We start from the raw sequence: 13,476 nt of genomic DNA, 5'->3' as shown, positions 1-13,476 counted from the left end.
AAGGGGAGAAGAATATATGATAGTGGTGAGTTACGATATATCAGATGATAAACTGAGAACTAAATTTTCAAAATATTTATCCAAATTTGGTCATAGATTACAATATTCAGTATTTGAAATTGACAATAGCAAACGTATAGTTGATAATATAGTTACTGATATAAAAAATCGTTTTGAAAAATGTTTTACACAACAGGATAGTGTTATTATATTCAAACTGTCTTCAAGTTGTGAAGTACTTAGATTTGGTTATGCAAAAAATGATGAGAAAGATTTCTTTATAATAACATAATGCAAACCTAAGTCTTAATTAATTAAAATAAAAGTTATTCAACAAAATTATGTGCAAAATAAATAAAAAAATATATAAATATAAAGAAAATTCAACTCAAAATTGTGAATAATGACAATGTAGGAGTTTGAATAACTTATAATTTCTACTAATTTGTAGATGGGGTGATTATTGGAGCAGAGCGACAAGGTTTGAATAACTTATAATTTCTACTAATTTGTAGATAAGACCAGGATTTTGCGTTTGTTGATGTTTGAATAACTTATAATTTCTACTAATTTGTAGATTTCATTGGCATCAGCTTTTACGAGAGGTTTGAATAACTTATAATTTCTACTAATTTGTAGATTTAGATTTGACTAAACTTATAGGTACAGTTTGAATAACTTATAATTTCTACTAATTTGTAGATCAATATCCTTGAATGCTTTTTCCTGCAGGTTTGAATAACTTATAATTTCTACTAATTTGTAGATTTGCCAACCCTCCCACCCTTTTTATTTGTTTGAATAACTTATAATTTCTACTAATTTGTAGATTTACTTGTGTCAATTGGGTAAGTAACGTTTGAATAACTTATAATTTCTACTAATTTGTAGATTCACAGCTTGCCAAATCTATAAAATGGTTTGAATAACTTATAATTTCTACTAATTTGTAGATTCGAAAAAACTTATAATTCCATTTAAAGTTTGAATAACTTATAATTTCTACTAATTTGTAGATTGAAATAAATAGAACATCACCGAAAAGTTTGAATAACTTATAATTTCTACTAATTTGTAGATATAATCCGCGTTTAGGTATATCAGATAGTTTGAATAACTTATAATTTCTACTAATTTGTAGATGTCTGTGCATTAAGTACAATTTTTGCGTTTGAATAACTTATAATTTCTACTAATTTGTAGATAGTTCTCTTTTATCATTTAACACAAAATAGTTTGAATAACTTATAATTTCTACTAATTTGTAGATCACTAATTCTTCTATACGTTCATCTATGTTTGAATAACTTATAATTTCTACTAATTTGTAGATTTCGACAACATAAGTTAAAAAATCAGGTTTGAATAACTTATAATTTCTACTAATTTGTAGATAAAGGTAAAAAGCGATATTGGCGTTCGAGTTTGAATAACTTATAATTTCTACTAATTTGTAGATTGAGTCTGCTCAGTTGTGTTTGCATTAGTTTGAATAACTTATAATTTCTACTAATTTGTAGATTTAGATTTGACTAAACTTATAGGTACAGTTTGAATAACTTATAATTTCTACTAATTTGTAGATATAACGGTGTTACTATGTGGCACAAAGTTTGAATAACTTATAATTTCTACTAATTTGTAGATTTAATTAAATACGCTCCACCCACTACCGTTTGAATAACTTATAATTTCTACTAATTTGTAGATAAATAGTCCAACATGAAGGTGATTTAGTTTGAATAACTTATAATTTCTACTAATTTGTAGATAAAGTGACATATAATTCTACTTATGCGGTTTGAATAACTTATAATTTCTACTAATTTGTAGATTTACTTACTAATTCTTTTTTCTTGAATGTTTGAATAACTTATAATTTCTACTAATTTGTAGATGTAAACTCCAAAAGTACAACACATGGTGTTTGAATAACTTATAATTTCTACTAATTTGTAGATTTATCGCCCCGCTGCATACGTTCATCGTTTGAATAACTTATAATTTCTACTAATTTGTAGATTAATCGTCAACATCTATACCTTTAACGTTTGAATAACTTATAATTTCTACTAATTTGTAGATTTTTAGGAGGTATGATTATGGGACATGGTTTGAATAACTTATAATTTCTACTAATTTGTAGATAGAGAAGTAGAAATGTTATTTATAAGGTTTGAATAACTTATAATTTCTACTAATTTGTAGATAAATAGTGGCGTTTGCTTTGGGCTTCGTTTGAATAACTTATAATTTCTACTAATTTGTAGATTTTTCTTCACATTGTGCCTCATACGATTTGTTTGAATAACTTATAATTTCTACTAATTTGTAGATAGGAATCGCAATCAGGGAATTGATCACAGTTTGAATAACTTATAATTTCTACTAATTTGTAGATTCCCACAATTTGAGCAATATTTAAATGTTTGAATAACTTATAATTTCTACTAATTTGTAGATTAGAAATAAATGTAGATACAAGAGCCAAGTTTGAATAACTTATAATTTCTACTAATTTGTAGATTGATTGACCTGCTCCATTTCTTCTGTCGTTTGAATAACTTATAATTTCTACTAATTTGTAGATAGGAACCAAGTCAACTTTATCCGTCAAGTTTGAATAACTTATAATTTCTACTGATGTGTAGATAGTCAAATAAAGCGACTGTGCTATTAGGTTTGAATAACTTATAATTTCTACGGATGTGTAGATAAAATACGATGATAGACCGTTCTGGAAGTTTGAATAACTTATAATTTCTACGGATGTGTAGATCGAGTGGATTTAATCTGTCGTTAGTGTTTGAATAACTTATAATTTCTACTGATGTGTAGATTGACAATTAACTCATCCCCGGAAGAAAGTTTGAATAACTTATAATTTCTACTAATGTGTAGATAGCTTTACGACAAGCATCTAAATCAGGTTTGAATAACTTATAATTTCTACTAAAATATGGTAGATAGAACCTTGTAGTTTCGAATAAATATAAAAATTGGTTGCAAAGGTAACTGCTAGTTTGCAAAAGTAGTAGCATGGAAAAACTAGCAGTTTAAATTGCAATTAAATCTTTAAATATTCCCCTACAAGTCCCATCTATTGGACACCAAATATGTGATAATTACCTCAATAAAAGAAAAACATTCTTTTACCACACAATTTGTAAAATATTTATAACACATGATTGGAGGTTAATTATGGGAATTTGGAATGGAAAGGCAGATGGACCGTTAGACAAGTTTTTTGATTTTAATAAAGATGGTAAATTAAATACATTTGAAAGAGGCATGGAATATCGCTTTATGAACGAAACAAGAAATCAGAATAGCCAGAGAAAACAGTATGGAGATTATGAAGATAGTAGTTCCAGATATCATAACAATGAGGAAAACAATGGCAGGACCTACAGCAAGAATAATGATAAGAGTAATAACAACAACAATAATGACAAGAGTAATAGCAACAACAATAAAGTTGACAACAATGACGATAACTATGGCAAACAAAATGGTGGAGGTGATTCAACCATGAAAAACAACAAATCAACTTCAGTTATAAAATTTGTCATATTAATAGTAGCCATATTTGGATTAATATACGGCTTTAAATCAATTTACACTAACATAAAAACATGCGCAGAGCCCGGTTGTAATTTTAATAAAGAAAAAGGATTTGATTATTGCTATCGTCATATGAAAGAGCATGGGCTTGATTATGATTTTTCTGATTTGGAAAATGATACAACAGAAAATGATGAAACCTACGAAGAAGAGACAACCCGTTATGACATCATAAATAATATTCAGAAACCAACTAGCAACAGCGACACATATGAAAGAGAGACAACAAGAAAAACTTATAATTATTCAAATAGCTCTAAAAAACATTATTATTATGATGACTCATACGACGATGGATATGATGATGTAATATCAGATGACGACTATGATTATGACCGCTATGATGAAGATGATGATTATGCAGATGGTGTTGACGATGCAATAGATGAAATGATGGAAGAGGGAGAAGGCGATTGGTAGATTTGAAGAAAGTGCTTAAGTTTTATTGAATTAAATCCCAAGTTTACCCGCTTAATATAGAAACACAAAGTACTACAACAACACAAAAAATGTCATAAAATTTTGCTATAAAAAATCCATAAAATCTTTGCAAATAAATTTCAAATCTATTCCCTCAACACCCATTTTATGCTATAATACTAGTAAGAAATCGAGACAGGCTAGGACGGTGGCTTGCTCATATGGAAACTCAGGATTGCATTGACGAAGGTATGTAATTCTGGGTTTCTTTTTTGACAAAATTTATTAAAAAAATTACGGAAAATGGAGTAAGGTCGCAACTTAAATAGCAAATAATTGTGACCGTAAGTTTTGCATATGGATTTGACGAAGGGAAATATAACAGGAAAATTAATTAAATTTGCATTGCCTCTTATGTTAGGAAATATTTTGCAGCAGTGTTACAATATTGCGGACACATTGATAGTTGGAAGATATGTGGGAAATGATGCGCTTGCAGCGGTAGGGGCATCATACACTTTGATGATATTTCTGACTTCGATAATATTGGGATTAAGCATGGGAGCCGGAGCTTTCATTTCTATGGAATTTGGGAAAAAAGATTATGACCGAATGAAAAATGGAATTGTATTAGCATTTGTGTTAATAGGCAGCATTACTTTGTTAATAACTTTTATATTTTTCGCGGAAATTAATAATATAATTAAGTTTTTGCAGATTCCAACTGAAATAACGAAGCTTACAAAACAGTATCTTCTTATTATTGGAATTGGAATAATTGCAACATTTTTTTACAATTTTTTTGGAAATGGGCTTAGAGCTATAGGAAATTCAGTAATGCCACTGGTATTCCTTGGGGTTTCAGCGGTTCTTAATATTGTGCTGGACCTTATTTTTATAGTTAAATTCAATCTTGGAGTTGCCGGAGCAGCTGAAGCTACCGTGATTTCACAGTATGTTTCAGGAATGGGAATAACCATCTATGCACTTTTAAAATCTACACATTTTAGAATTAAGCTCAAGCACTTAAAATTTGATATGAATATTGTTAAGGAACTGGCAAATCTTTCTATATTAACAGCTTTGCAACAGTCGGTTATGAATTTTGGAATCTTACTTGTGCAGGGATTGGTAAATAGTTTCGGAACGATAGTTATGGCGGCATTTGCGGCAGCAGTAAAAATAGATACTTTAGCATATTCACCGGTACAGGATTTTGGCAATGCAGTATCAACTTTTGTTGCGCAAAATTATGGAGCAGGTAAACACAGAAGAATAAAGGATGGCTGGAAGCAGTCTATGATTGCAGCATCTGTTTTTTGTGTGTGCGTGAGTGCAGTAGTGTTTATATTTGCTGAAAAATTTATGGGCCTGTTTGTGTCTGATGGAACTGAAATTATAAAAGTGGGAGCAGGATATTTAAGAATTGAAGGAAGTTTTTATATTGGAATTGGCATATTATTTTTGCTTTATGGATTTTATAGGGCAGTTGGAAAACCGGAAATGTCCTTGATTCTTACAATCATTTCACTTGGGACAAGAGTTGTGCTTGCATATGCATTATCAGCGATTCCTAAGATTGGTGTCATTGGAATATGGATATCTGTACCTATAGGATGGTTTTTGGCTGATATGACAGGGCTTTTATATATGAAAAAATTACCACTGTTAAAAAGTAGATTTAGAGAGAAATATGACTTGCATATATGAAATATTATCGAAATATATGAAAAATAACCAAAAACTCAATTGACAATTTGGCTATTTATACTATACTTAGATTGTTGTAAGGGATTTAAGGGGTAGATTCTAATGCAATTATTGGTTGAGGTGAGAAAGGATGGGAGTATGGCTAAAACACTTACGGAAAAATTTGAAAGCGAAAGAAAAGAATGCGTAACATCTGAAGATTTTTTAAGATTAATTAACAGATGGAGAAACATTCAGGGAGAGAATGTAGTAGGAGTTGAGTACTCAAGAAAAGCAATGCAATGTCTGAAGAAATGTTAGTTTACATTTTTGGAGGCATTTAAACTACTAGTTGATATCGCGGAGAATATTAATATGCCGCTTAACATTACATAAAATGTTTAAAGTCATCTTATTATTGATAAATAAGAGGGCTTTTTTTATTGATATAATTTGATAAAATAAAAGCATAGATTATAGCAGAGAAGGAGACGGGATAATGATTAAACATTTTGTTATATTTACATTTGAAAAAGATTTTTTTAAAGAAGAACATTACAAAGAATATTGTGAGGCATTTGACAAAATAAAGAATGCATTTGATGGAATAAAGGATGTAAAGATTCATAAAAATTGCGTGGACCGTCCGGCAAATATGGACCTTATGATTGAGATGGATTTGGAAGACGAAAGCGTTCTTGGACAATATTTAAGCTATCCTGAGCATGTGAGAATGGGTGAAAAATATAATCCACATGTAACAAACAGGGTTTCATTTGATTATAAAATGTAATTTGATATGTATCAGGCGGATATTTATTAAGAGCGAAAGAACGCTGGAATATCAGCCATGAGTTCTTTAGTTGTATCAGACAGATATAAAATAAGAGCGAAAGTTATATTTATATCATGTGGGCAAAAATAATTGCCGGAAAATTATGGATTTTGATGGGAGGTAAAATGGAGTTAAAGAAGGAACAGTCAAACGAAAATTTAAAATATGACCAGTTAAGTATAGAATTGCAGGAGCGAATTAAAGACGACAGAAAGCAGGGAAAAATTAATCCTTACAGATGCAATGATGATATGGTAATCAGAAGAAATATGGAACACGACAATCCTAATTTATGGCGACCGGCATTTGTGCGTGATATTGAGAAAATTATTCATTTGCCATATTACAATCGTTATGCGGATAAAACGCAGGTGTTTTCATTTTACAGTAATGATGATATTACAAGAAGAGCTTTGCATGTTCAGCTTGTGTCAAGAATTGCGAGAAATATAGGCGCGGTGCTTGGACTTAATCTTGATTTAATTGAAGCCATTTCTTTGGGACACGATATTGGGCATACACCATTTGGCCACGCAGGCGAAAGATTTTTAAGCGAATTACTTCAGAATGAAACCGGACGTTTTTTTAATCATAATGTACAGAGTGTAAGGGTTCTTGAAAATATGTTTGCAAGAAATGTCTCACTTCAGACTTTAGATGGAATTCTATGCCATAATGGTGAATTTGAGCAACAGGAATATCGTCCGCACTTTGGAAAAACATTTGCTGAATATGACAGGGAAGTAGAGGACAGTTATGTAATCGGTCACGATGCAATTTCACGTCTTGTACCGCTTACACTTGAGGCATGTGTGGTAAGAATATGTGATATTGTTGCATATCTTGGAAAGGACAGACAGGATGCAAGAATTGCAAAAATAATCGACAAAAATTATCAGTTTAAGACTAATAAAATAGGTGCGGAAAATGCCGCAATAATTAATAATATGACTGTTGATATTTTGGAAAACAGCTACGGAAAAGATTACATATTGTTAAGCAAATCTGTATATAATGATTTGAAAACTGCAAAAAGAGAAAATTACGAAGTTATATATAACAACAAGAAACTTGAAGAGCAGTACAATGAAATTATTAAACCAATGTTTAAGGAAATGTATTATAAATTATTGGATGATGTTCATAACAAGAGCACAGATTCAATAATTTACAAGCACCATATTAAGTTCATAAATGAAAATTTAAAGTACTATAAGCATAAAAATTATCTTGATGAAGAGGAAAATCAGATTGTTGTAGATTTTATTGCCAGCATGACTGACGATTATTTTATAGAGCTGCATAAATATTTGTTCCCTGACAGCAAATATAAAATAGAATACAAAAGCTATTTTCAGTAAACAAAAATTATTAAGAAAAAATTTACTTTTATTAGAAACACTGCTGTACTATAATGAAGAAGTTGTGTGAAAAGATAATTAAAAAATATCTACAGATTTATTTAGACTGATTTAAATAGAGAAAAAATTTTATTTAAGAAAAATACTTTCGTAAACTGTAGGTATAAAATCTTTTTCCGAATTAACAAGTAAATAAAATTGGAGGACTTTATATGTTGGAGTTTATTGAATGGCTTAAAGTTGTTTTCCTTGGAATTGTTGAAGGAATTACGGAATGGCTTCCTATCAGCAGTACAGGTCATATGCTTTTGGTAGATGAGTTTATCAAGTTAAATGTAAGTGATGCATTTAAGGAAATGTTTTTTGTAGTTATTCAGTTGGGAGCAATTTTAGCGGTTGTAGTAATTTTTTGGAATAAAATGTGGCCTTTCCAAATGCCAAAAGAATCTCAATCTATAATTAAAAAAGACAGATTCTCATTATGGTTTAAGGTAGTTGTTTCATGTATTCCGGGTGCAGTGGTTACACTGTTGTTTGATGATTATGTTGAAGCACATTTTCATACACCTGTAGTAATTGCAATTGCATTAATTTTCTATGGTATAGCATTTATCATTATTGAAAATAGAAATAAAAATAAAGTTGCAAGAATTAATACATTAGAAGAAATAAGTTACAAGGATGCATTTTTAATCGGTGTATTTCAGGTGCTTTCAATTGTTCCCGGAACATCCCGTTCAGGCTCAACAATCATCGGTGGTTTGTTGATGGGGATATCAAGAGTTGCTATAGCGGAATTTACATTTTTTATGGCAGTGCCTGTAATGTTTGGCTTAAGTGCAATCAAAATAATAAAATTTGGATTTAACTTTACACACACTGAGCTTGCAATTCTCATATGGGGAATGGTAATAGCGTTCACAGTATCAATCATTGTAATTAAATTTTTAATGAGTTACATAAAGAAACATGATTTCAAGATATTTGGCTGGTACAGAATCATATTGGGTATAGTAGTGTTAGCATATTTTTTATAGAGATAAGTTAAACATTTTATAGATATAGCTTAAACATTCTATGGAGATGCATTAAACATTTTATAGATATGGATTAAATATTTTACGGAGATGAGTTAAATATTCTATAGAGATAACTCAAATATTCTATGGAGATAGGAATCGATATTCTATCTTGACATAATAAATAAACAATATTAATATATCAAAGGATTAAAACCTTTAAGGGGTGGATTTTTAGAGAGAAATCTTTTTTCGCCACACAATTACAGAAGTAGTTGTGTGGCTTTATTATTGTTATAAACAATTAGCAAAAAAGAAAGGTAGGATAAAATGGATCAGAGTTTTATGAAAGAAAAGAAAATTTTGCCATTAGTATTGTCGATGTCGCTGCCTATGGTTATTTCAATGGCAGTAAACTCGATGTATAACATAGTAGACAGTTTCTTTGTGGCAAAATTAAGCGAGAACGCAATGACATCTTTGGCACTTGTATACCCTGTTCAGAACATAATAACATCAATTGGTGTCGGTATAGGAATTGGAATAAATTCGACAGTTGCGTATTATCTTGGAGCGCAGGATAAGAAAATGGCAAATAAAGCAACTACACAGGGTGTTGTCTTGAACTTTATACATGGATTGCTATTGACAATTTTATGTACAGCGTTTATGCCAACGTTTTTAAAGATGTTTACAAATAATCAAAATATAATTTCTATGTCCTTAGAGTATGCAAACATAGTATTCATGTTTAGTGTGGCAAGCACTGTAGGTATTACATTGGAAAAGATTTTTCAGGCTGTGGGACAAATGAAAGTTTCCATGTTTAGTATGATTTGCGGATTTGCAACAAATATAATTCTGGACCCACTAATGATTTTTGGAATTGGTCCGTTTCCTAAAATGGGGATTTCAGGTGCAGCCTATGCGACAGGAATAGGACAGGTTATTTCGCTGTTAGTTTATATAATTGTGTACTTTGCGAGACCAATTCCTGTAAAAATAGAAAGAAAATCATTAAAGCCGGATTTTAAATTGTTAAAGAGATTATATGGAATAGGAATTCCAGCAACATTAAATATGGCATTACCGTCATTTTTAATATCTGCGTTAAACGGAATCCTCGCAGAATTTTCAGACAAATATGTACTTGTACTTGGGGTTTATTATAAACTTCAGACATTTATCTATCTTAGTGCAAATGGAATTATACAGGGAATCAGACCACTTGTTGGATACAACTATGGAGCAGGTGAACATAAGCGTGTAGAGAAGATTTATCGCACGACATTAAAATTAACAGCTTTAATAATGGCGCTCGGAATGTTGCTCTCATGGATTATTCCATCTCAGCTTATAGGTTTGTTTACCACAAATCCTGAAACAATCCGAATTGGTGTCTTGGCACTTCATATAATTAGTTTTGGATTTATAATTTCTGCAGTATCAGTTACTTCCAGTGGAGCATTAGAAGGCTTAGGAATGGGAAATCCTTCATTGATGATATCGTTACTTCGTTATGTGATAGTGATTATACCGACAGCTTTTATTTTAAGCCGGTTTATGGGAGCAAACGGAGTGTGGATGTCATTTGTCATAGCAGAATTTGCAACAGGAATTATTTCGTATTTTATTTATCAGAAATATGCTAAGAAAACTATTGAATAGATATACAATGATAGAATATGCGGTTATGAAATTAGATATTTAGATGCAAATCGAATTTGATAATTTGAGATTAGAAAAATTAGAAGGTGAAAAATCTAACAAGTATAGACAATAATTAGCCAAGAAAATTCAATTATTTTGCAAAGCATTATAGTATAATGTGTTCATATATTTTATAAAGGGGGTTAAAAATGAATAGAAAAAGAATAATTGCTTCAACAATTGCTATTTTAATAATTTTAGGATCGCTTGTTGGATGCAATGAACCAAAGAATAAAATGAAGATGAGTAACGTAAGATATATGGAAGACGATGAAAGTCAGAATGAAATAAGGACATTAAAGAAATGGCCGGATAATAGCTTTACAGAAGGTTTTCCGGAACTCAATAATGCAGACTCATATTCTTATACGGAAGATAAAGAGAATAAAATGTATTCACTGTTTATAGATGGTATAAGCAAGAAAGAGATTGAAGAGTACATAGAAAAATTGCAAAGTTCCGGAGTCGAAACTGTAGGATATATTCATGATGATAAAAATAAATATGAAATGATAGAATACACGGGAACAAAGGATAATGTTTCAATATCAATCTCATTTTCTGATAATGGATGTGTAATTGGTTTTATGGAACAGTAATGCAACATAATGATGCCAGGATAAAAAGACCTAAGAACACATGAACTTGCTCATAAATGGGTGAAAGACTTTGGAACTCGTCACGATATGAAAATCAAAGTTGTGGCTTTTGACCACAACATCATAAAATATAAAATTTATAAAGAGTTAAAAAAATTACCTTAAGAAAAAGTATTTGAGCTTAGTCTTAAGGTAAATTTTTTGTTATGGAATTATAAAAGTAAAATAACATTGAAATATAAATATAATATTTGAAACCAGACCAAGATTAATCTCAAGGTTTAAATATCAGGAGCCAAAAAGTTTATCAAAGGTAATACTTAAGTATAATATTTAAAATAAAATCTCAACCCTTAACATCCATAATTGTTAATTAATAAACAAAGATAATATACTAATTGTGCAATATTACTAAAATTAGTAACGTTTTTATTGAAAAATAGGGCATAAATATTAGTTAATCTGCTTCCATTGTAAATATTGACAAATAAAATAAACAATGTTATTATTAGTTTAACGTTAAACGGTATAACAAACTTACAAATTAGTTTATAGTTCTTTTGATTGGGGAGTTTGTAGAAGGCACGTCGGTATATTATATTCATAATTGAGTTTAACGTTAAACTTGATTAATATATTATTATATAATGTAGAAGGGAGTATTTATATGAGAAAGAAACAGTTACTTAGTTTGGCATTAATTGCCGCGTTGACAACAACAATGTTTGCAGGATGTGGAAGTTCAGGGGACAAGGATTCAGCCAAGAAAAAGGCAGAGAAAGAAGGAAAGACAGTTCTTTCATTAGGTATTTGGCCGTCAGCAGATTTGGTTGATGATGTTAAGAATTTTGAAAAGTACAAAGAGACAATGAACGAACAGCACAGTGATGTATATGTTGAACCTGCAAGTTATACATATGCAACAGACACATTTGTATCATTAGCGGAATCAGGAAACTGTCCTACAATTTTTCAAACATGGTTTACAGAACCAAAGAAGTTAATTAAACAGGGGTTGGTAGCAGATGTTACAGACATTCTTAAAGAAAGAGGATGGATTGATGATATGAGTCCATCAGTATTATCTCTTATGTCAGATGAAAATGGTCACGTATATGGTGTTCCAAGAGATGCTTATGCATTAGGACTTATGTGTAATGTAGAATTATTTGAAGAAGCAGGACTTGTCGATGACAATGGTATTCCAAAGTTCCCACAGACATGGGATGAACTTGCTAAGGATGCTAAAATTATTAAAGATAAGACAGGAGCTGCAGGCCTTTGCTTATTGGCAAAAGATAATTCAGGCGGATGGCATTTTTCTAATATTGCATGGTGCTTTGGCGCTACATTGTGTACAGATAATGGCGACGGAACATACACTTCACATTTAGATTCAACAGAAGCTGTTGCAGCTATGGAATATGTATATGATTTGAAATGGAAATATGATGTTTTAACAGCTGATCCAACAGCAGAAGATTGGGCATCAGGATTCCAGCAGTTAGGAACAGGTGCAGCAGCAATGTACATCGCAGCTAATGATGCAGTTGCACAACCAACACAGGTTAACGGATTGCCAACAGATAAGTTGGCAATGGGAGCAATTCCAGCCGGACCTAATGGTGATCAGTATTCATTAACAGGTGGTACACCTTATATGTTCTCTAAGGATGCAACAAAAGAAGAAATTAATGCAGCTTTAGATTTCCTTGAAATTATGGGTAAATCTCCTGTAGTTAATGATACAAGTATTGAAGGTAAACAGGCAGATGCAGCTAACCGTGTATCAAACGGAGTTCCTGTAATTAAATCATTCCCATGCTGGATTAATCAGGATTATGTAGATGCTGAACAGAAGGTTATTGATGAATACAAGAACGTTGACTCAGCGCTTTATGATTCATATTTCGAAAAGACTGGAGCTGAAGGTAACTTAAGAGCGGAAGAACCGGGAGATACACAGTCAATGTACAAGGAACTCACAAAAGTTCTTCAGGAAGTTGTTACAAAGAAAGATTGTAATGTAGAAGAACTTATGAAGACAGCAAATGAAAATTATCAGAAAGTTTTAGACAAATTAAACAAATAGAATATTACCAAGGAAGGGTGGGCGACTAGTCCGGTTGCCTGCCCTTTTTCTAAAAACAGGAGAAGGTTTTACTATAAAATTAAGGAAACAGAATTGTTTTCTACAAATGTTTCAGAAAATTAGCTAC

Annotated in this window: 10 protein-coding genes and 1 CRISPR repeat array; all 10 genes read left to right on the top strand. The window is 31.0% G+C overall.

What is annotated here, in order from left to right; translation table 11 throughout:
- The first annotated feature begins 16 nt into the window (after window positions 1-16).
- The 10 genes from cas2 to CCC31_RS06395 all read left to right on the top strand — a co-directional run bounded on the left by cas2 (window position 17) and on the right by CCC31_RS06395 (window position 13,349).
- Window positions 17-292, top strand: a complete 276-nt coding sequence (cas2, locus tag CCC31_RS06440; RefSeq protein WP_147585349.1) for a CRISPR-associated endonuclease Cas2 — start codon at window positions 17-19, stop codon at window positions 290-292.
- A 122-nt stretch (window positions 293-414) separates the two neighbouring features.
- A CRISPR array of direct repeats spans window positions 415-2,954; the repeat unit is 25 nt; unit sequence GTTTGAATAACTTATAATTTCTACT.
- Window positions 2,955-3,201: 247 nt separating this feature from the next.
- A complete protein-coding gene (locus CCC31_RS06435; RefSeq protein WP_290850400.1) occupies window positions 3,202-4,044 on the top strand; it encodes a hypothetical protein in 843 nt (280 codons plus the stop codon).
- 357 nt (window positions 4,045-4,401) lie between these two features.
- Entirely contained in the window at window positions 4,402-5,754 is a 1,353-nt protein-coding gene (locus CCC31_RS06430; RefSeq protein ID WP_363347873.1) for an MATE family efflux transporter, read from the top strand.
- Between the two features lie 138 nt (window positions 5,755-5,892).
- Window positions 5,893-6,054 (top strand): hypothetical protein, encoded by a 162-nt coding sequence (locus tag CCC31_RS06425; RefSeq protein ID WP_022088824.1) that lies wholly within the window; start codon window positions 5,893-5,895, stop codon window positions 6,052-6,054.
- A gap of 178 nt (window positions 6,055-6,232) precedes the next feature.
- On the top strand, window positions 6,233-6,526 hold the full coding sequence (locus CCC31_RS06420) for a Dabb family protein (protein ID WP_178515163.1): 294 nt from the start codon (window positions 6,233-6,235) through the stop codon (window positions 6,524-6,526).
- Between the two features lie 167 nt (window positions 6,527-6,693).
- Window positions 6,694-7,929: an HD domain-containing protein gene (locus tag CCC31_RS06415; RefSeq protein WP_290850394.1), complete on the top strand. Its 1,236-nt coding sequence runs from the start codon at window positions 6,694-6,696 to the stop codon at window positions 7,927-7,929.
- A gap of 212 nt (window positions 7,930-8,141) precedes the next feature.
- Complete coding sequence (locus tag CCC31_RS06410; protein ID WP_290850392.1) at window positions 8,142-8,966, top strand: undecaprenyl-diphosphate phosphatase; 825 nt, start codon at window positions 8,142-8,144, stop codon at window positions 8,964-8,966.
- Between the two features lie 312 nt (window positions 8,967-9,278).
- Window positions 9,279-10,616 (top strand): MATE family efflux transporter, encoded by a 1,338-nt coding sequence (locus CCC31_RS06405; RefSeq protein ID WP_290850391.1) that lies wholly within the window; start codon window positions 9,279-9,281, stop codon window positions 10,614-10,616.
- A gap of 191 nt (window positions 10,617-10,807) precedes the next feature.
- Window positions 10,808-11,257, top strand: coding sequence for a hypothetical protein (locus CCC31_RS06400; protein WP_290850388.1), 450 nt, complete (start codon window positions 10,808-10,810; stop codon window positions 11,255-11,257).
- Window positions 11,258-11,924: 667 nt separating this feature from the next.
- Window positions 11,925-13,349, top strand: coding sequence for an extracellular solute-binding protein (locus tag CCC31_RS06395; protein ID WP_290850385.1), 1,425 nt, complete (start codon window positions 11,925-11,927; stop codon window positions 13,347-13,349).
- Window positions 13,350-13,476: the final 127 nt, after the last annotated feature.

Origin of the sequence: Eubacterium sp. LMAG:50, assembly GCF_008680265.1 — a bacterium.
Lineage (GTDB): Bacteria > Bacillota > Clostridia > Lachnospirales > Lachnospiraceae > Eubacterium_U > Eubacterium_U album.
This window is presented reverse-complemented; position numbering and strand designations above follow the sequence as displayed.

What these genes read in the sequence shown, in the direction of transcription:
- CCC31_RS06410 (WP_290850392.1), top strand. Translation starts at nt 8,142, where the DNA reads ATGTTGGAGTTTATTGAATGGCTTAAAGTTGTTTTCCTTGGAATTGTT.
- CCC31_RS06420 (WP_178515163.1), top strand. Translation starts at nt 6,233, where the DNA reads ATGATTAAACATTTTGTTATATTTACATTTGAAAAAGATTTTTTTAAA.
- CCC31_RS06400 (WP_290850388.1), top strand. Translation starts at nt 10,808, where the DNA reads ATGAATAGAAAAAGAATAATTGCTTCAACAATTGCTATTTTAATAATT.
- CCC31_RS06435 (WP_290850400.1), top strand. Translation starts at nt 3,202, where the DNA reads ATGGGAATTTGGAATGGAAAGGCAGATGGACCGTTAGACAAGTTTTTT.
- CCC31_RS06415 (WP_290850394.1), top strand. Translation starts at nt 6,694, where the DNA reads ATGGAGTTAAAGAAGGAACAGTCAAACGAAAATTTAAAATATGACCAG.
- CCC31_RS06405 (WP_290850391.1), top strand. Translation starts at nt 9,279, where the DNA reads ATGGATCAGAGTTTTATGAAAGAAAAGAAAATTTTGCCATTAGTATTG.
- cas2 (WP_147585349.1), top strand. Translation starts at nt 17, where the DNA reads ATGATAGTGGTGAGTTACGATATATCAGATGATAAACTGAGAACTAAA.
- CCC31_RS06430 (WP_363347873.1), top strand. Translation starts at nt 4,402, where the DNA reads ATGGATTTGACGAAGGGAAATATAACAGGAAAATTAATTAAATTTGCA.
- CCC31_RS06425 (WP_022088824.1), top strand. Translation starts at nt 5,893, where the DNA reads ATGGCTAAAACACTTACGGAAAAATTTGAAAGCGAAAGAAAAGAATGC.
- CCC31_RS06395 (WP_290850385.1), top strand. Translation starts at nt 11,925, where the DNA reads ATGAGAAAGAAACAGTTACTTAGTTTGGCATTAATTGCCGCGTTGACA.